Source organism: Peribacillus sp. FSL K6-1552, from assembly GCF_038005205.1.
Taxonomy (GTDB): domain Bacteria; phylum Bacillota; class Bacilli; order Bacillales; family DSM-1321; genus Peribacillus; species Peribacillus butanolivorans.
This window is the reverse complement of sequence record NZ_JBBOST010000001.1, coordinates 1,311,834-1,331,180: the sequence shown is the minus strand read 5'-3', so window position 1 is coordinate 1,331,180 and position 19,347 is coordinate 1,311,834. Positions and strand designations below refer to the sequence as shown.

The 19,347-nt window shown below is 37.4% G+C and carries 19 protein-coding genes; 6 read left to right on the top strand and 13 right to left on the bottom strand.

Annotated elements, in window-relative coordinates:
- Positions 1–37 precede the first annotated feature (37 nt).
- Positions 38–847 (bottom strand): YitT family protein, encoded by an 810-nt coding sequence (locus NST21_RS06440; protein WP_053344938.1) that lies wholly within the window; start codon positions 845–847, stop codon positions 38–40.
- Between the two features lie 154 nt (positions 848–1,001).
- On the bottom strand, positions 1,002–2,267 hold the full coding sequence (locus NST21_RS06435; protein WP_056528075.1) for a M48 family metallopeptidase: 1,266 nt from the start codon (positions 2,265–2,267) through the stop codon (positions 1,002–1,004).
- A gap of 205 nt (positions 2,268–2,472) precedes the next feature.
- Between NST21_RS06435 and NST21_RS06430 the strand changes: the two genes are divergently transcribed.
- Positions 2,473–3,060 carry an SCO family protein gene (locus NST21_RS06430; protein ID WP_340888344.1) on the top strand — a complete coding sequence of 196 codons (588 nt, stop codon included), beginning with the start codon at positions 2,473–2,475 and terminating at the stop codon, positions 3,058–3,060.
- Positions 3,061–3,153: 93 nt separating this feature from the next.
- Here the strand turns inward: NST21_RS06430 and NST21_RS06425 are convergent, their stop codons facing one another.
- The 4 genes from NST21_RS06425 to NST21_RS06410 form a co-directional block, all read right to left on the bottom strand.
- Positions 3,154–3,681, bottom strand: a complete 528-nt coding sequence (locus NST21_RS06425) for an HD domain-containing protein (protein ID WP_053344935.1) — start codon at positions 3,679–3,681, stop codon at positions 3,154–3,156.
- Positions 3,682–3,857: 176 nt separating this feature from the next.
- Complete coding sequence (locus tag NST21_RS06420; RefSeq protein ID WP_340888341.1) at positions 3,858–5,402, bottom strand: fatty acid--CoA ligase family protein; 1,545 nt, start codon at positions 5,400–5,402, stop codon at positions 3,858–3,860.
- 179 nt (positions 5,403–5,581) lie between these two features.
- A complete protein-coding gene (locus tag NST21_RS06415; protein ID WP_340888340.1) occupies positions 5,582–6,571 on the bottom strand; it encodes a lipoate--protein ligase in 990 nt (329 codons plus the stop codon).
- A gap of 45 nt (positions 6,572–6,616) precedes the next feature.
- Positions 6,617–7,351 (bottom strand): MBL fold metallo-hydrolase, encoded by a 735-nt coding sequence (locus tag NST21_RS06410; RefSeq protein ID WP_056528064.1) that lies wholly within the window; start codon positions 7,349–7,351, stop codon positions 6,617–6,619.
- Between the two features lie 173 nt (positions 7,352–7,524).
- Here NST21_RS06410 and yhfH point away from each other — a divergent pair, with 173 nt between their 5' ends.
- Complete coding sequence (yhfH, locus tag NST21_RS06405) at positions 7,525–7,653, top strand: protein YhfH (RefSeq protein ID WP_082527657.1); 129 nt, start codon at positions 7,525–7,527, stop codon at positions 7,651–7,653.
- Positions 7,654–7,834: 181 nt separating this feature from the next.
- Here the strand turns inward: yhfH and NST21_RS06400 are convergent, their stop codons facing one another.
- The 3 genes from NST21_RS06400 to hemE form a co-directional block, all read right to left on the bottom strand.
- Complete coding sequence (locus NST21_RS06400; RefSeq protein ID WP_056528061.1) at positions 7,835–8,410, bottom strand: TetR/AcrR family transcriptional regulator; 576 nt, start codon at positions 8,408–8,410, stop codon at positions 7,835–7,837.
- Between the two features lie 375 nt (positions 8,411–8,785).
- Positions 8,786–9,721, bottom strand: coding sequence for a ferrochelatase (hemH, locus tag NST21_RS06395; protein ID WP_340888335.1), 936 nt, complete (start codon positions 9,719–9,721; stop codon positions 8,786–8,788).
- 79 nt (positions 9,722–9,800) lie between these two features.
- Positions 9,801–10,844, bottom strand: a complete 1,044-nt coding sequence (hemE, locus tag NST21_RS06390; protein ID WP_053344929.1) for a uroporphyrinogen decarboxylase — start codon at positions 10,842–10,844, stop codon at positions 9,801–9,803.
- 294 nt (positions 10,845–11,138) lie between these two features.
- On the opposite strand from hemE, the gene NST21_RS06385 reads away from it, so the two are divergent.
- A complete protein-coding gene (locus tag NST21_RS06385) occupies positions 11,139–11,654 on the top strand; it encodes an antibiotic biosynthesis monooxygenase family protein (RefSeq protein WP_056528055.1) in 516 nt (171 codons plus the stop codon).
- 234 nt (positions 11,655–11,888) lie between these two features.
- On the opposite strand, the gene NST21_RS06380 is transcribed toward NST21_RS06385, so the two are convergent.
- Positions 11,889–12,512: a phosphatase PAP2 family protein gene (locus NST21_RS06380; RefSeq protein ID WP_340888332.1), complete on the bottom strand. Its 624-nt coding sequence runs from the start codon at positions 12,510–12,512 to the stop codon at positions 11,889–11,891.
- Between the two features lie 93 nt (positions 12,513–12,605).
- Between NST21_RS06380 and NST21_RS06375 the strand changes: the two genes are divergently transcribed.
- Positions 12,606–13,787 carry a M20 family metallopeptidase gene (locus tag NST21_RS06375; protein WP_340888330.1) on the top strand — a complete coding sequence of 394 codons (1,182 nt, stop codon included), beginning with the start codon at positions 12,606–12,608 and terminating at the stop codon, positions 13,785–13,787.
- 22 nt (positions 13,788–13,809) lie between these two features.
- Here NST21_RS06375 and NST21_RS06370 read toward each other — a convergent pair whose 3' ends face one another.
- From NST21_RS06370 to NST21_RS06360, 3 genes are all read right to left on the bottom strand, one after another.
- A complete protein-coding gene (locus NST21_RS06370) occupies positions 13,810–14,514 on the bottom strand; it encodes an EcsC family protein (protein ID WP_056528712.1) in 705 nt (234 codons plus the stop codon).
- A gap of 284 nt (positions 14,515–14,798) precedes the next feature.
- Positions 14,799–16,007, bottom strand: coding sequence for an ABC transporter permease (locus NST21_RS06365; RefSeq protein ID WP_252432068.1), 1,209 nt, complete (start codon positions 16,005–16,007; stop codon positions 14,799–14,801).
- Complete coding sequence (locus NST21_RS06360; RefSeq protein ID WP_053344923.1) at positions 16,000–16,743, bottom strand: ABC transporter ATP-binding protein; 744 nt, start codon at positions 16,741–16,743, stop codon at positions 16,000–16,002. The genes NST21_RS06365 and NST21_RS06360 overlap by 8 nt, the downstream gene beginning before the upstream one ends.
- 657 nt (positions 16,744–17,400) lie before the next feature.
- Between NST21_RS06360 and NST21_RS06355 the strand changes: the two genes are divergently transcribed.
- Positions 17,401–17,823 carry an HIT family protein gene (locus NST21_RS06355; protein WP_053344922.1) on the top strand — a complete coding sequence of 141 codons (423 nt, stop codon included), beginning with the start codon at positions 17,401–17,403 and terminating at the stop codon, positions 17,821–17,823.
- Between the two features lie 295 nt (positions 17,824–18,118).
- The gene (serC, locus tag NST21_RS06350; protein WP_340888329.1) at positions 18,119–19,222 is read left to right on the top strand and encodes a 3-phosphoserine/phosphohydroxythreonine transaminase; all 1,104 of its coding nucleotides are present in this window, start codon (positions 18,119–18,121) and stop codon (positions 19,220–19,222) included.
- The last annotated feature ends 125 nt before the right edge of the window (positions 19,223–19,347 follow it).

The following is a 19,347-nucleotide window of genomic DNA, read 5'->3' as shown; positions in this document are numbered from 1 at the left end:
GCCTCCCCAAATGTCGGGAGGCTTTTCTATTTCCTTATCATTCTTTATGAAACATCCCCATGACCTCGGCTGTTTCAGTTATATTTACAAAAGCATTCGGATCCACTTCTTTTATCATAGCTTTTACATCGGTTAATTGATAACGAGTAATGACGGTCATCATTACTTTACTCTTTTCTCCGGAGTATGCACCTTCACCATCCATGACAGTAATTCCCCGATATAAGTTGGTAAGAAGCTTCTCTTTCAATTCGTCACTCTGCTTCGTAACAATCATTAATGTTAATTTAATGTGATTAGAATGAATTGTATCGATCACTTTTCCTGCTGCATATATTGAAATCAATGTATATAATGCGGCATCCCAACCAAAGATGAACCCTGAGATAACAACCACAACTGCATTCATCACCGATAGTAATGAACCAAGTGGAAAGTCGCTTTTCTTAGCCAAAAGCATTGCAATGATATCAAATCCGCCGGAAGATCCTGAAGCACGGAAGATGATACCGATACCAACCCCCGAAATGATTCCTCCAAATAAAGAAGACAGAATTGGTTCAGTGGACACTCCATGAATCGGAATGATATACAAACTGACAGATATTACGACAACTGATAATATCGTATATGTGATAAAACGTCTTCCTAATTTTATATATCCCAGAATCAACAGTGGCAGATTTAACAGGAAATTCAATATCCCTGTGTTAACTGGGGTAATGATTCCTAACATAATCGCAAGCCCACTAAGTCCGCTGCTCAAAATTAAATGAGGAATCAAAAATAGATTGTAGGCTAATGCAACAAGCACTGAGCCTATAATGATGAAAAGTACATTATACATAACTGATCTCCTTATAAACCAACTGGGAATTTAATTTATTATAGTAGAGAACCTAAGATTTATAAATTAAAAGTTTTTTCTGAAAACAAATTACAAACTTCAACTTTCCCCGAAATAAGGCCAGTAAAAAAGCCAGCTGATTTTCAGCTGGCTTTCAATAATCCTTTGTATCATCATTTTCAACAGTAGAAATCCGCTCAAGCATCGTTGGATGGGAATAACGCAGCCATTTAACTAGTAATGGGGGATTCACCTGACTCAACCCCGCCCTCGTGAGTTCCTGGAACGTTGTGATTGCCGATTCTTTATCACCAGTCATTTCAATAGCATAACGGTCAGCCCTTGTTTCTTGATATCTGGAAACATAATTGGACAGCGGACTGGAGGCAAACAGTAATACAGCCGTAATTAAGAGAAATAATGGAAGTGAAGAGATGCTATCAACCGAATGTATTTTTAACATGTGGCCCCAACGTCTAATAAAGTAATTCATGATTTTCGATGTCAGCCATAAACCAACTAAAGTCATTCCTAAATAACCTGCTATACCAATATATATATGCTTTTCAACATAATGAGCCATTTCATGTGCCATGATAAAAAGTATTTCATCTTCCTCTAGTTTGTTCAAGATCGTATCCCAAAGAACAATTCTTGAGTTCGAACCTATACCAGTTACATATGCATTCAGGGCATTTGTCTTTTCTGCCATATTTACTTCATATACATGTTCCGCCGGAATTTCGGCCTGTGCGGCAAGTGCCAATATTTCCGTTTCTAATTCTTTATTTTTCAGTGGATAAAATTCATTATACAGCGGATCAATCAATACAGGCTGTAAAAACATCAGGAACAATGAAAATGGAATCGACAACAACCAAGCGTAGAGCCACCACTTCTTCACACTTTTCTTCATTAACCAATATAAAACTGAAACGATGATGAACATCATCCCAAAGTTCACCCAGAAATCGATGACTTCATCCTTCATCCACGAAGAGAAACTCTGGGTACTGATATGGTAACTTTTACTCATCCTGTAACCAATGAAACTGATTGGAAACAGCGCTAGATAAGAAACCAACGAAAGCCAAAATAAATAAATACCTGTTTGGATCACTTTCCATTTAGAGGTCCCCAAAGCCGATTTTTCAAATGCTTTTGAAAACCCAAATAATAAAACAAAAAAATACAATAGCCATTCATATGGAGTCGAAACGAAAAAAAGAAAATTCCGCAACCCTGAATACTCTTCGCTAAGCTTTAGTTCCCTTGCATTCAGAAATGTTGCAGGATCTGCTGCAGTACCACGTAATGCTTGGGGAATAGAGGTATCTGCCCCATAGAAAATATACCAATACATCACTGCTACAAAAAGTATATATAAAAGAACCGCTCTTCCTGCCCATTTCCTAACCATTACGACCCTCCTTTAAATCTAACCTACCTCTTATAGTTTAATCCAAAATGGACATGTTAGAACCGTATTTCCGTCTCCATATCATATAATGACAATAAATGTTCAAATAATCTTCATCATTTCGCCCGTTTTCATTCCATTGTTTAGAATTCAGTCCTGTATAGTGAAGATAGATAATTATAAAGACTTGGGGTGACAAACAAAGATGAAAAAAATTTATATTATTTTTACAATTTTATTAGTGATGGGCATTGGATCAGGTATCTTTTATTTTACAGAATACCGTCAGTCAAAAATGTATTTTCCAGATGATATAGTGATGAGAACACAAGAGGGTGAAACATTCAGCTTCTCTGAATTAGAACCTAAAGTCCGGCTATTGGAGTTTATGTATATTGATTGTCCAGATTTATGTCCAAATACCACATTTCAAATGCAAAATATTCGAGATCAATTAGTTAAGAAAAATATTTTTGGAAGTAAAGTGGAGTTTTTAACTATCACTTTTAATCCGGAAAAGGATTCAGCTGAAAAAATAGATGCGTATGCAAATACATTTGAAGTAAATAAAACGGATGGCTGGGAGATATTACAAGGTTCACCTGAAGATACCAAAAAGCTAACTGACCAATTTGATTTTCTTTTTCGAGATTCAGGAACCGGCGAATTTGTCCATACTACCGCAACCTATTTGCTCGATGTTGAAAATCGTGTCGTCAAAGTTTTTGGAATGGGTGAATTTGATTTCGATAAAGAGGCAGTGTATAAAGCTATTTTGAAAGAAGTCGATTAATTGCGAAAAAAGCACCCTCTTGAGTAGTAACTCTTTCATACTCCATATAGAACTCCTGTTTTTAATCACAAAAAAAGCTATCACCGTATAATTTCAGGATGATAGCCTTTTTCTTTGTTCCTCATCAATGAGTTTGTCTAGTTGGATTATGCTTTCCTTTGCACGCTGGAAATCAATTTTTCGATAATGGTGTTTTCCACCTTCTTCTTCATCTTTTTCGTCGGCCCATTTGACGACCTGCTGAAGCGGTGTTCGAATAATATCATTTGAAGGTAAAAATGAATCGGTGTGAAATAAAATGGCGAGGGAAATAGTCTTGGCTTTAACCGGATTTTCTCCAAGCCGGATTAACAGTTTATGAGCTCTTTCTGCACCTTTAATAGGATGGATATCATTTTGTTTGTACAAGTCATAATCCCATTTTCCATTGCGGTACCAGGTGAAATGACCCATATCATGCAAAAGACCAGCTTTGGCAGCAATATCAGGATCTACGTTATATTCGTTTGCTAGGTGAAACGCATGATAGGCAACGGCAATCGCGTGTGCAAGGCCTGATCTGTTCAAGTATTTTTGAGCAATAGGATGTGTAAAAATATCTAAAAGCTCTACATCTCTCATCTTACCCCTCCTTACATGTAGTGAAATTTTTAATGACAATCATAACTCTTTTTGAAACAAGAATCAAGACTTTAAGCTCCCCACTATATACTTTATGCATGGCGATACACTTTGCTTGTACAAAAAGGAGACTATTGCATGTGATAGGCAATAATCTCCTTAGATACAAATCATATTTAGTTTTGAGTTACATGAGTTTTCAAGGAACGACGTAAAATTTTTCCTGTCGTATTTTTTGGAAGTTCATCTAAGAACTCAATTTTTGATGGGACCTTATATTTAGCTAAATGTTCTAAACAATAAGCAAGTAATTCTTCCTCGGTCAATGCATTATTTTTTTTCACCACGAAGCATTGAACGACTTCACCTTGATTAGGATCCGGCACGCCTATCGCTGCGGCTTCAACCACTTCAGGATGGGCGTATAAAACCTCTTCGACTTCACGCGGATAGACATTATAACCACCAACAATGATTAATTCCTTTTTACGATCTACAATAAAAAAGTAGCCTTCTTCATCCATCCGGGCTAGGTCACCAGTATATAGCCAGCCGTTTTTTAAAACAGCAGCCGACTCTTCCGGCATTTTGTAATACCCTTTCATTACATTCGGACCTCTGACAATCAATTCGCCCACTCCATTGACAGGCACTTCCTCATCAAGCTCATTTACGACTTTGTTTTCAACATGAAGGATTGATGTTCCGATTGATCCGGCCTTCCTTGGACGATCCAAAGGATTAAAGCATGTGACAGGTGATGCTTCAGACAAGCCGTAACCTTCTGAAACAATAATATTAAATTTCTGTTCAAAGGATTCCAGCAGCGAAACCGGCATGGCAGACCCACCTGAAATACATATTCGTAACGAATTCAAATCTTCTTCTTTACCATCTGGATATTGGAAAAGGAAATTATACATTGTTGGTACGCCAGCAAAAACAGTCGCATTAAATTTTTTGATTAGCCTGAATATTTCCTTTGGACTGAATTGCGGGACAATTAAAAGTGTACCTCCGCTCAACAATGGAGCATTCACAACGACTGTTAAACTGAAAACATGAAACATTGGCAGTGTCGTAACAACACGGTCATTTTCCGTGATTTTTAAATATTCGCCGACATCATGTGCATTGGAGTAAATATTTGTATGTGAGAGCATGGCACCTTTTGGCTTTCCAGTGGTCCCAGAAGTATATAGAATGATTGCCGTATCTTCAGGATCCAGTCTCGGTCCTAAAAAGTGGACATCCCCCTTTTTCAGCATCTCTGTAAACGATTTCATTTTAGGGTAAATATTCAGTTTACTTATATCCCCATTAGCCGGTTGCGTTTCACAAATTACATACTGTTCAACACTTGAAAGAATGGGGTTCATATTCTCTAATAAGGGTAAAAGCTTATCTAAAGCTACAACGACCTTTACATCGCCATTATTCAGGATGTACCCAATTTCATCAGGTGTGTAAATTGGATTTATTGGTATTACGGTCGCCCCTGCTCGTAAAGCCCCATACAACGAAATAATAAAATGTGGAGAATTGCCTAAAACCAACGCAACATTATCACCAGTTGAAACACCAAGCTTATGTAGTTCGTCTGCAAACTTTGTTACGGCTTCATCCAATTCTCCATATGAAGTGGATTGATCCATAAAATAATAAGCTGGCTTATCAGCCTTTCTTAAAGCCGTTTGATGAAGCTGTTCAGATAAATTCATCGTTCTCCCTCCCTTGTAAAAAGCATGAATGAATAATCATTCATTTTTAACTCAAACTAAATACAGTTTTATTATATTAAAAGTAAATGATTACAGCAACATTTTTATCCAAATTCAAGCAATTAATGTCATTATTAGACACAAAAGCCGTCCTTATAGGCTCGGACGGCTTTTCAAAATTAATATATTAAAGCTAATATCTCATCTTTTGTTACATTGCCAAAATAATGTCGAACATCTATTTCATCTAATACCGAGCTGATAGATTCTTTTTCATAACGAGTTCCAGTAAGCTTTTGTTCTATGTCAATAACTTCGCCAACTCCAAAGAAGTCACCGTAAATTTTACAGTTCTCAATGATTCCCCTATTCACTTCAAGACGGATATCAACCGAACCAACCGGGAACCTATGTGAGTTTTGCAAGTTGAATTTAGGTGATTTTCCGTAGTTCCACTCCCAGCTTTGATATCTTTCCTCTGAGATTTTATGAATCTTATCCCAATCTTCTTCTGTTAAAACATACTCCGTAACTTCTCCACTATCTTTAAAAATATTTTTCAGAAGGAAAGAACGAAATTCCTCAACAGTCATCGGTTTTTTTAGAAAATCAGCGATATTACCGACACGGCTTCTAATCGATTTAATCCCTTTTGACTCAATTTTATCTTTTTTCACTTTTAAAGCGGAAACAATATGGTCCATTTCTGATTGAAACAACAATGTCCCATGACTGAACATCCTGCCCTTCGTTGAAAACATCGCGTTGCCAGAGATTTTCTTTCCTTCAGCAAGAATATCATTTCGTCCACTTAATTCAGCATGAATTCCTAGTTTTTCAAGAGTTTCTACCACAGGTTGAGTGAATTTCTTGAAGTTATGGAAGCTATCCCCATCATCTTTCGTGATGAAACTGAAATTGAGATTTCCTAAATCATGATAAACCGCTCCACCCCCGGAAAGACGTCTGACAACAGTAATACCGTTATCTTCAACATAATCGGCATTAATTTCTTCAATCGTATTTTGATTTCTCCCTATGATGATTGAAGGACGATTAATATAGAATAAAAGATAGGTTTCATCTATATTTAAGTGTTTGAGTGCATACTCTTCAATAGCCAGATTAATCTGTGGATCTGTGATTCCTTTGTTATCAATAAAAAGCACCTTTGTTCCCCCTTGTCGACTTCATTCATACCCCTGATGATTCATTTATAGTTGAAATTCGAGATTGCTTTTCGCTACTGCAATTTCCCGTTTGAATGCCTCTGATGCTTCTTTTTTCAGTTGATTCAGATCACCATAATGTGGAAGATGAGTTAAGAGTAAAAGCTGGACGTCTGCCTTATCAGCAAGTATGCCCGCTTCCCTAGCTGTCATATGACCGGCCTTTGAGCCGTCCATATTGCTGTAAAAGTTGCTTTCACATAATAAAACATTTGCATCCTTGGCGAAATCAGCCAACTCATCCATATAAGAGCTGTCCCCTGTGTATACAATCGAATGATTTTCAGCCTCTATTCTCATTGCAAAGCATGGAACTGGATGTTTTGTTTTCATAAAAGTAAATTTGCATGGACCGATGGTTAAAGGCTCATCAGCAGAGTAGGCAATCCCCTTTGTTATATCTTTATAGGTTAACTTTTCAAATTCGGCTGCATCTAAATCATGACCATAAATAGGAATAGTCCTTTTTTCGCTGCCAAGTATTTGCTGAATTAGCGCAGCGTGTTGCAGGACACCTACATCCGCTACGTGATCCGGATGATAGTGGGATAATACTACCGCACTGAGTTCCTCCGGCTTCATATGATTTTGTAGCTGTGATAGAACACCGCTACCGCAATCAAGCAGAATGCGAAAATCTTCATATTCAAGCAAATAGCCAGAACTTGCCTCATTTTTAGCTGGATATCCGCCCCAACAACCAATTACGGTGATTTTCATGCTTAGGCACTCCTTTTTTCTCTCAATGACTTCCCCATTAATATAAACTATTCTTCCCCTATTTTCATCTTTTTTACCTATGTTATAAAACATACATTGACACAGTGATTCTGTTATAATACAATGAATACTATAGAAAAGAAATTAATAAAAAAATTCAGGAGATGATGTTCATGATTCAAAGTAGCGTTGAGTTCTTTAAAAACCTGCCTCCTAAACAATGCACGGAATGTGGAAAAAAGATTGAAGAACAGCACGAATGTTATGGAAACCACTGTGATCATTGCCTTTCTGTAAAGTAATAGTTTACGTGTTTCACCATCCGCTTCCCAATTAGCAGGATGATCCCATATAAAGTTCCAGTTTCGCAGCTGGACCTATCCCCAAATATAAAAAGACGATCCAATTAATTGGATCGTCTTTTTATATTTCCTTCAATTTGAATGTGCTGTTTCAGGTCATATAAGCAAAAAAATAGAATTATCAAGTAACAGATAATCCTTTAAATAAATATATTTTGAATAGCTCAGCAATTTCTTCTTTTCCTAATGGTTCATGATTCCTCTCCCAATCGAAAATAAGGGCAAGGTACATTTTTAACATGAGGAAAGCTGTTATTTCTGGATCACAAGGCTGAATATAGCCTTTATCAATCGCTGATTTAAGTTTTTCTTTAATATAGGAAACAATAGCTTCTTCCATTTCATTAACCATTTCCTGAACAGCCGGTGTGCCAATTTCCCGTTCTTCCTGAAGAAGTTTTAAAGATAATTGATGTTCCTGTCTAAACTCCAAAATACGATAAACAGCTCGATGAAGATTTTCAAAAAAGGAGAATTGATCATCCAGGGATTGTTCAGCCTCATATTTCATTTCCTCTATCATCCGCTGAACAATTTCTTTAAAAAGCTCTTCTTTATTTTTATAAAAGGTATAAATGGTTCCTTTTCCGACATTGGCAATTTTAGCCACTTGATCCATTGTAGTTGCCTTGTATCCAAAAAGGGAAAAAGACTTGGTCGCGGCTTCTAAAATTAATTTTTTACGATCAACAGACATTTTCCACCTCAATTCCGACCAAACGAACAGAATAGTCAATAAGTTCAATAATATCTTACCAAAATCTTTCTGTTTTTTCAATTAATTTTTTACAAACTTACAGAACATACACAGTATTCATCTTAAACGTATATAGAAACAGTGGCTATCCTCGTTACTGGACAGCCACCTTATTAGAAATGAAGATTTTATTTTGTTTGATGAACTCAACGACTTTATCGACTACGGCCTCAGATTGATCAATGCAGTCCGGCAAACTGAACCCGTCATATGTACTACCTGCAAGGAATACTCAGCTGCAAGACCAGTTTCCTCCTCCGATTATAGCAATCGTTTTCATTGTATGATTCACCATTCATCGCCCTCTTTTGAAAATTATTTCTCCTGTAATTTGTTTATAATAATTGTAGACAAGGCGTCGATAAATGCAGGTTTTACATTTGGCATATCAGGTCGGTAGTAACCGGCTCCAATTTCTTCTGTAACAACTTTACATTCATAATCATTATCATAAAGAACTTCAAGATGCTCGGATACAAAACCAACAGGAATATAAATGAAGGCCTTATATCCTTTTTCTTTATAGAGATCTCTAGTCAAATCCTGCACATCCGGTCCTAACCACGGTTCAGGCGTTTGTCCGGCACTTTGCCAGCCTACTGCATAATTGGAAACCCCTGCGCCCTCAGCGATTAGATTCGCCGTTTCCTCAAGTTGCTTTGGATATGGATCTCCTAATTGTAAAATCTTTTCCGGAAGGCTATGTGCAGAAACAACCAAAGCATAATTATCGCGTTCTTCCGAAGTCATTTTTCCAATTGTCTCTTTTAGTTGGTCCACCCAATATTGAATGAATTTTGGCTCATCATACCAGCTTTCAACAGAAGTAATGGTCAGACCACCCAATTTAGCTGCTTCATCCTGCGCACGTCCATTGTATGACTTCACACTGAAAGTTGAAAAATGCGGTGCCAATACGATACTGACCGCTTCCGAGATACCATCATCATGCATTTGTTTAACAGCGTCTTCAACAAATGGTTCGATATGTTTAAGCCCTAAGTATGCCTTAAATTCAATTTCTTCTTGAATTGAATTTAATTGTTTTTCAAGCGCTTCTGCTTGTCCTGCTGTGATTTTTGCAAGGGGAGACAATCCACCAATCGCTTCATATCTGCCTTTAAGATCGGCAATCAATTCTTCACTAGGTCTTCTTCCATGACGAATATGTGTATAATATCTTTCAATATCCTCTTCTGTGTATGGAGTACCATAAGCCATGACTAAAAGGCCCATTTTTTTTCTTGACATGAATTTACACCTCTTTTAAAAATTCCGTTCTTTTATTGTGCATCCACATAAGGTTTTTTAGCAAACAGTTCGCTCAGGTTTACTTCTTATTTGATGAGTAATCATGAATGAAAGCGGTCAATTTCTTCAAAGTTTCCGGATTCACGGAAGGGAACACCCCATGTCCAAGATTGAAGATGTAGCCATCCTGCTGCATACCTTGGTCAAGGATTTGTTTCGTCCGCTCTTCTATAACATCCCAAGATGATAAAAGGAGGGCCGGATCAAGGTTACCTTGAACTGTTTTCTGTATACCCATCTTTCTTGCTTCCGAGATAGGAAGTCTCCAATCCAATCCCACCACATCAATCGGCAGATCATTCCACTCCAATGCCAAGTGACTTGCACCAACACCAAACATAATTAAAGGTACATTTTCTTCACGTAAGGATGCAAAAATGCGATTCATGATCGGCTTGATGAACACCCGATAATCTTCAACATTTAACGCCCCAACCCATGAATCAAAGATTTGAATGGCTTTAACACCCGCTTTAATTTGTGCCTTTACATAGATGATAATCATATCTGCTAACTTGTCCATCAAAGCAAACCAAGCTACCGGCTCAGAATACATAAAAGCTTTCGTCTTATTGTAGTTTTTGGAAGGACCGCCCTCTATCATATAAGAAGCAATCGTAAATGGAGCACCTGAAAAACCAATCAAAGGTACAGTCAATTGCTCTGTAGTTAATAATTTGATGGTGTCCAACACGTATGGGATGTCTTCCTCAGGATTTAATTCTCCTAATTTTTCAACATCTTTCACCGATTGAATAGGATTAGATATGACTGGACCGATTCCTGACTTAATTTCTACATCCACTCCAATGGCTGGTAGCGGTGTCATAATATCTTTATATAAAATCGCCGCATCTACATCATATTGCTCCACAGGCAATCTTGTCACATAGGCGCATAATTCCGGCTGGTGAGTAATTTCAAAAAGGGAGTACTTTTCTTTCAATTTACGGTATTCTGGCTGTGAACGGCCGGCTTGACGCATATACCAAACAGGCACATGATCCGTTTTCTCACCTCTCGCAGCTTTTAAAAATGTATCATTCGTAATTTCCTTAGACATTAATATCCACCTTTCAAGCAGTCACGTTCTATTTTTTTATTCATACTTACATAGAATATCAGATGGAAGTTGAATTTCAAATTGAATCTCCTTAAACTATAGCTTTTTCTATAATAGAAGTATAGCCAAGCTAATTATTTGTCAGAAAATCGACGTTTTTAGGATTTTCTCAGACTAATTTCCAAAGCTATTTGAATTGGACATGAAGATTTATATTTGATTAGAAATGGTAAAAACACTATTGATTGGGTAAAATGGGTATACACCTACTATTAGTGTTTGGAGGGGATCTATATGAATGTATTCATTACATCAGGCACATACGATTTTTTAAAAATCAAAAAAGATAAGCACCCGAATGAAAAAATATTACTTATGCAAAATTCTGAAACTGCAGTACTTTTGCATGAAACACCAGGGAAAACAATCTTTAGCTCACCACGTAAATTTGAAGTAGTGGATGGAAAGGGTGACCTTCAAAATCATGGATATGTGGTTATGAACAATATCCCTGTCAGTGAAGAAGGACGTCCGGTATTTGAACACCGTTTTAAAAACAGAGCAGGTTTCATTGAAAAAGAACCTGGATTTGTCGCCCTTCGTGTCCTGCGACCAACCAATTCAGAAACTTATGTCATCTTAACTATATGGGAAAAGCAAGCGGACTTTTTGAATTGGAAAAAATCTAGTTCTTTTCAAAAAGCGCATAATGGCGATTCTAAGCCTCCTGTAACGAATTCCAGCCAGAAGATGTTCTCGGGGGAAGCGTATGTGACGCAATATACTTTGATGAAGGATTCTGAAGAATAAGATATTCTTGTCGCAACCCCGCATCAATAACAAAAGGCCCATCCTTAAGAGGATGGGCCTTTTTATCTTTCCAATCCGAATTGTTTGATTTGGATTAGCTGCTTGAGGTCTTCCAAAATGATACTGACATACGGCTTTGAGTGTATTAATTCCTATGAAATACGACAAATTTCTTCTTTATTTCCGGGGAAATGATTTTGTTAGTTACAAATATCGCACCTGTAAATCAATGCTTCATATTACTCTCCGTTCCAGCCACTGATACAAACACAGACACGTTAAACTATATCCAACACCAAGCACAAAACCAGCCAAGACATCCGTGGGAAAATGTACTTTCAGGGCAATCCTGCTGATTCCTATGACGAGTACTAGAAGAGTGAAACTAATTCCTACTCCCCATTTCAACGATTTCGATTTGACTTCTTTTATTATAAAGTAAGCAATCATACTGAAAAAAATAAGGCCCACCATGGAGTGGCCACTTGGAAAACTGAAGCCAGCTGCATTGACCAAATGATTTTCCGGTCTTTCTCTTTGAATAAGGTTTTTTATCCCTCTCTTCAACAAGTCCCCTCCAGCAACTCCAATCGAGAAAACGGCTATAGCCAAATAATCCTTCTTTTTCATCCATAAATAAAGGATAAAAAGTAAACTTCCAAAGCCAATAAATATCGAACTGCCGAAATATGTAATCGATTTAAAAAATGTAAACAAATATGTATTCTCCACCACGGTTAAATGGTCCAAAATAAATTCATCAAACGCTAGAACCTTCCCATTTTGAACTTCATTCATCAAAATAATGAATATGATCATGCAAAGCAAAATTACGGTAATCCTTGCATATTTAATCATGATATAACTCTCCTCGGAGTTGTATTATAATACTTTTGATTATTCAGATTATGATATACTATTTACAATTAACAATCATTTAGGAGGTGCATAATGATACACCAATTACACGCTCTTTTAGAAGGGTCTTATGAAGAAATGGTTTCCATTAGGCGATATCTTCATCAACATCCAGAGCTTTCTTTTCAAGAAACCAAAACTGCAGCCTTTATCTCTGATTATTATCAAAATCTAGGTATCGACTGTCAATCAAATGTGGGAGGTAATGGCGTAGTTGCAAAGATTACCGGCAGTAAACCTGGTAAAACAGTGGCATTGCGCGCTGATTTCGATGCCTTACCTATTCATGATGAAAAAGATGTATCCTATAGGTCTACTGTTCCAGGGGTCATGCATGCATGCGGTCACGATGGCCATACGGCGACTCTTCTAGTCCTTGCAAAAAAACTTCATGAACTGAAAGATGAGCTCGAAGGTCAGTATATTTTTATTCATCAGCATGCGGAAGAATATGCTCCAGGGGGAGCTAAACCAATGATTGATGCTGGCTGCCTTGATGGCGTGGATGTAATTTTCGGCACCCATTTATGGGCTACGGCTCCTACAGGAACGGTTCAATACACTTTAGGCCCAATAATGGCTGCTGCTGATCGATTTGAAATCCTGATTCAGGGGCAAGGAGGACACGGAGCCCAACCACACAAAACCCGTGATGCGATTGTTGTAGGTTCACAGCTAGTGGTCGCATTACAACAAATCGTAAGTCGGCGTCTTAACCCATTAGATTCTGCAGTTATCACCATTGGTTCCTTCGTGGCCGATAATGCCTTTAACGTCATTGCAGATAAAGCTAAAATTGTGGGGACCGTCCGCACTTTCAAGGAAGACCTCCGCTCATTTATAAGCGAAGAAATAGAGCGGGTTGTCAAAGGAACTTGTCTAGCTGCCGATTGCACCTATGACTATCAATATTTTCAAGGTTATCCAGCTGTTATCCCCCATAATGAGGAAACAAAATTTCTTATCGATTGCACCAAATCGGTCAAAGAAGTTCTAGTTACAGAGGAAATTGACCCAGATATGACAGGAGAAGATTTTTCTTATTATTTACAAAAAGTGAAAGGTACATTCTTCTTTACAGGGGCCAAACCCAAAAATGATGTCCATACCTATCCTCATCACCATCCTTTGTTTGATATCGATGAAAAGGCGATGCTCATTGCCGCCAAGACATTAGGCACTGCAGCGGTTACATATCATAATAAATATAGATAAGGGACGGGTTATCCCCGTCCCTTTATTTAGTTAGAAGTCTAACTCGGTAACAATTAACTGCTGTCTCGCCAAGGTGTTCAAGCAAATGATGATTAGCATACGCACCAACAGCAGCCCCAAATCCTGGTACCAGCTGAAACATTTTAATTACATCTATGTGATCGCGATATTCCTGTTGAAATTCCTGCCAGTTGATTTCGTGCACATTCTCTGAATCCCATTCTTCTATAAACCGTAATGTTTCCATCTTTTTTTCCTCGCTTGAAAAAGCCAGCTGAAAAATATGAAGAATAAAAAGGCGTTCCTCATACTTGTTTGGGTCAAAACCATACAAACGTGATATTTCAAATAATAACTTCATCTTAATGCTTAAAAGGAGAGGAAAATCAGCCAACCCTATTAAAAGACCGGCTGCTCCTGTTCCTACACCTTCAATAACAGCTGTTTTTCGATAGGCCGCTATAGTTTCCGCAACCCATTCTTCCTTTTGTTGTAAAGATAGCAGCATCACATTTTTTTCTTTTGACATATATTTTGACCCTGATAATACGGCATCTACCATACTTTTAATGCTATCAGCAATTACTTTATGCACTCGGTTTGGAATATAACTGTTCACTTTTATTTGAGCCTTTTTGGACATGCGCTCAAGCATGCCCGATTTCTTAGCAATTTTCTTTTTCCATGAAACAAGTTCAGAAAGTGCCGTTTGTTCGTATGCATTCATTTCCCCACCCCCACTATTCATGTATATACTCCTGATATGGCTTTTAGTTTCAATTTTCTTTCTTAAAGGCTCAGATAAACAAACATGTTGATTTATTGAAAAATTAAAAGGGCTGTTACCGGTCCTTTTGGAAATACCTTAAGGAACTAAAGCACCCGTTCAGAGTAATTTTATGTTGTACTTCAACATTTCTGCCACGATTGTGAAAGAAAAACTTACTATCGTTTAACAGAGCCTTTTTAAAAGATGAAGCTGATTTTTCTTTTGAAAAATCAGCTTCATCTTTAAAAGTTTTTAATTTTCTTTATTGCATAATTTTTAAAGCCCAACAGGAAAACAAGCCCCATCGCCAAAGCAGCTAAAGCAGACATCCATTCCCCTTTTATAAGCAGGACTATACTGAAGACAAGGTCCTCAAATAATAGGAAATAAGAAATAAGCTTTATTACTGCGACTTCTCTCATTTTTGCTGGCAAAGGATACAGTGACACCCATACTTTCCATTCATGTGCCTTCCAAACCGGCAGAAGTTGGAGAGCTGTCATAAATAGGAAAATAAAGGTGACAATCAAATGTGCCCATATGTTTGTAAAAACAGCTAAAACAACTGAGCCAATTACCGTTAATCGCAGGCAAAGACCAACATAATCATTGGAACGCAGTAATGTTCGGGCATAAAGATAATTATACGTTGATTTCTTACCATACGGTATGAAGTCTAACAGCCAGTCCATCCATTTCCTTCTTGCAACCTTCCCTCTCAAATGAGGAACATCAGTAAACATATTCGCGATCTTGTAAAAGGAAGTCATTCTTTTGTTTTCAAGATCAACAAGCCGCTCCCACTTCAATACAAAGCCCTTAGTTGCACTACGGTAATACCTATATAGTCCTACCAATAATATGATGGTTATAAGTACAAATAGAATATTGGCTTTTGAGCAAACAAAATAGAGCAGCACTCCATTAAGTAAAAAACGGATGTAGGAGTCCCAATGGCTCACTGATGCATCCTGATATTTCAACACTTGCCAACGCATAATTAAATTTAAATATTTAATTATCAACAAAACAACAAGAATGACCCCAAAGTCTGCACCGCTTGCACCCGTAACCTTCGCATACATCGGTATAAATGCAGTTAAGACAATCAGCAGGATAAAGCCTTGCATAACCCAACTTAATAAAAGAGAATTTTTGAAATAGCTCTTCAATTTAGTTTCAAGCGGAAGCAAAAACACTGTATCTGGTTCTTTTAAAAATGTATTTATTGGGCTTCTGGTTACAATGATTGCTAAAACAAAGGCCATAATCAATTCAGCGGGGAAGTTACTGTCTAATGTTCTAACCCAGTCACTGTAATAATAAGCCAAACCACCAAATGCCAATACCATTACGAAGACAAGATGGCCGTTAAAAATATAGCGCAAATATTTTTGCATTTCCTTGATGTAGCCTAAATATCTTTCCGTCCAGAGATTTTGACTATTCATGACCAATTTCTTCTTTCGTTAATTGGATATACAAATCGTCAAGTGTTGCCCCTGGCATGGAGAATTGTTCGCGAAGTTGCTCTAGATTACCTTTTGCCCTAATTTCTCCATTGTGCAGAATGATGAAAGAATCACAATACCTCTCGGCCGTTGCCAGAATATGAGTGGACATTAAGATCCCGGCTCCACTCTCTTTCATTTTCCTCATTAAATCAAGCAACGATTGAATGCCTAGCGGATCAAGACCTACAAAAGGTTCGTCAACAATATATAAAGATGGCTGTATTAAAAAGGCACACATGATCATGACCTTTTGTTTCATCCCTTTTGAAAAGTGGGCCGGAAACCATTTCAGTCTCTTTTCCATATGGAATTCCTTTAAAAGGACATTCATCCTTTCTTTATATGTCGCTTCTTCCAAATCATGCGCCATGGCCGTCAACTTTAAATGCTCCTCAAGTGTCAGCTCATCATACAAGATAGGAGTTTCTGGTACGTAAGAGAATTGTTTTCGATATGTATCCGGATCCTGCGCAAGTGTTTTTCCATGAATCGAGACACTTCCGCCTTTCGGTTCCATGAGTCCGATAATATGTTTAATTGTTGTACTTTTCCCAGCCCCGTTAAGCCCGATTAATCCAACTAGCTCATTGGGTTGAATGTCAAAACTTATTCCTTTTAAAACGGGCGTTTTCGTGTATCCCCCGACTAGTTGCTTAATTTCCAATAAGGACATATAAACGATCCTTTCTATATAGAGGTTCTTATTTCCATTTTATCAAATTCTTCTGCTTTTATATAGTCGAGTGTCCCTAGAAATAAATTTCCACAAATAACCAATTATATTTTTTCTACTTAATGGCCATCATAATTAAGGAAGAAGGGGTTAGTCATTACGTGTGATTCACATCATATTGTAAATGAGGTGTCAGTTAAAGACGTATTACACTGAAATGCCCAAACGTTTTATTACAAATGATTCACATCATATTGTAAATGAGGTGTCAGTTAAAGACGTATAAACTGAATTAAACCAGAAGCTTCATAAAAAATCGTATCGAGCAAGGAGATGGTTCGCTTGCACGTAAAAGCAGAAAAATCATTCAATAATTATCATTTATGCTTTGAAAGTTGATGAAACTTTAAAGATATAGGAGATGGTTGCTTTGAATGGAAAATCTCTAATCAGATAACCGTATTTTACTTTACTGTAGATGAGGTGTTTGTCGCAGAGTATTTATGCTAATGCGAATTGAAGCAAAACCCCCTTTTTCAAACAGACAGGGTGCAACTTTCCGTTGCATCCTGTTTTTATGGTTTTTTCTTTTCTCAGGGAATCAAGCTATGGTACGATTAACCAAATACATTATTTTTTTTTAAAGGGGCGTTTTTAATGAGTGATTGCATTTTCTGCAAAATAATCGATGGTGAAATTCCAAGTACGAAAGTTTTTGAAAATGAACATGTGCTAGCTTTTCTTGATATCAGTCAAGTAACAAAAGGTCATACTTTGGTGATTCCTAAAGTACATAAGGAAAACCTTTACGAGTTAACACCGGAAATCGCTAAAAATCTATTTGAAGTCGTGCCGGAAATTGCCCGTGCCATGAAACAAGAATTCCAACCTGTCGGCCTGAATCTTTTAAATAATAACGGGGAAGCAGCCGGACAGTCCGTCTTCCATTTTCATATGCACTTAATTCCACGACATGGAGAAAATGACGGCTTTGGGGCAGTTTGGAAAACACATACACGTGACTATACACCCGATGACCTGAAACAAATAGCCGACTCTATTGCACAGCATATTAAGTGAAACTCGCGCTACCAGTAAAGGGTTATTGTCTATCTCCCAACAAATGTTTAGAAGATTACAACTTACGTTCAATACTACCTCTAATTAGTTCAGTTATACCGTGACAAATTAAATACCCTAAATAGGTCCTCACTCACAGTGAAGGACCTATTTATTTCCTCCTCTTCTATTCCTTCCTAAATCTAAATGATTATCCATCTAAAATTCTAAATTTTCCTCCTATTGAATTTAGTTTTCTGGTAGGATATAAATAGACTAAAATACTTTAACACATCGCTGTATAGGAGGAAGAAAATTGAAACGTGCACGCAATTTTAACGCTGGGCCAGCCGCCCTTCCCTTAGAAGTTTTACAAAGAGCTCAAAACGAATGGTTGAATATTGAGGATTCTGGTATGTCTGTCATGGAATTAAGCCATCGAAGTGCTGAATTTGAAAAAATTCATAACCATGCCATTCAATCCTTAAAAGATCTTTTGGAAATTCCTGAAAATTATGAGGTTCTTCTTCTGCAAGGGGGAGCCAGTCTTCAATTCTCTATGATTCCTATGAACATTTTGAATGAGGGACAACGCGCAGATTTTGTACTAACAGGTTCTTGGTCGGAAAAAGCTTTAAAGGAAGCCAAAAAAGTTGGTAATACAGCAGTCGTTGCTTCATCTAAGGATGAAAAATATACGTTCATTCCTAAACTTGAGGATATCAAATTGAATGAAGATGCGGCATATCTTCATATTACAAGTAATAATACAATTTACGGAACACAATGGAAACATTTCCCAGAAACAAGTAACATTCCACTAGTAGCTGATATGTCAAGTGATATCCTTAGCAAAAAAATTGATGTTAGTAAATTCGGAATCATTTATGCTGGTGCACAAAAAAATCTAGGACCTTCTGGAATTACCGTCGTTATCATCCGTAAAGATTTAATAACTGATAATGAAAAAATCCCATCCATGCTGAATTATTCTATTCATTCAAAAAATAACTCATTATATAACACACCGCCGACATTAGCGATTTACTTATTGTCACTTGTGTTGGATTGGGCCAAAGAACAGGGCGGTGTAGAGAAGATTGCCGAAGTAAATGGAGAAAAGGCAAAAGTCATTTACGATGCTATCGACAACAGCAATGGTTTTTACAAAGGCCATGCCCTTCCAGACAGCCGTTCACATATGAATGTAACGTTCACACTTCCGACTGAAGAAGCTGAAAAACAATTCCTGAAAGAAGTGAAGCAAGCAGGATTTGTGGGACTAAACGGTCACCGATCTATTGGAGGCTGCAGAGCATCCATTTATAATGCGGTACCGCTTTCCCATTGCCAAGATCTTGCAGACTTCATGAAAAAGTTTCAAGAATCCTATAAAGCAACAGAAGCACAAGCCCTCTAGTTTCTATGCAAATTTAAGACTTCTAAAAAAATAGGTCTTATGATATACTATTTTAAACTTCTTGCAACAAGCAGTAGTGCATTGTTGAAGAAAAGATTTTAGTTGAGATGAGAATAGGAGAGATG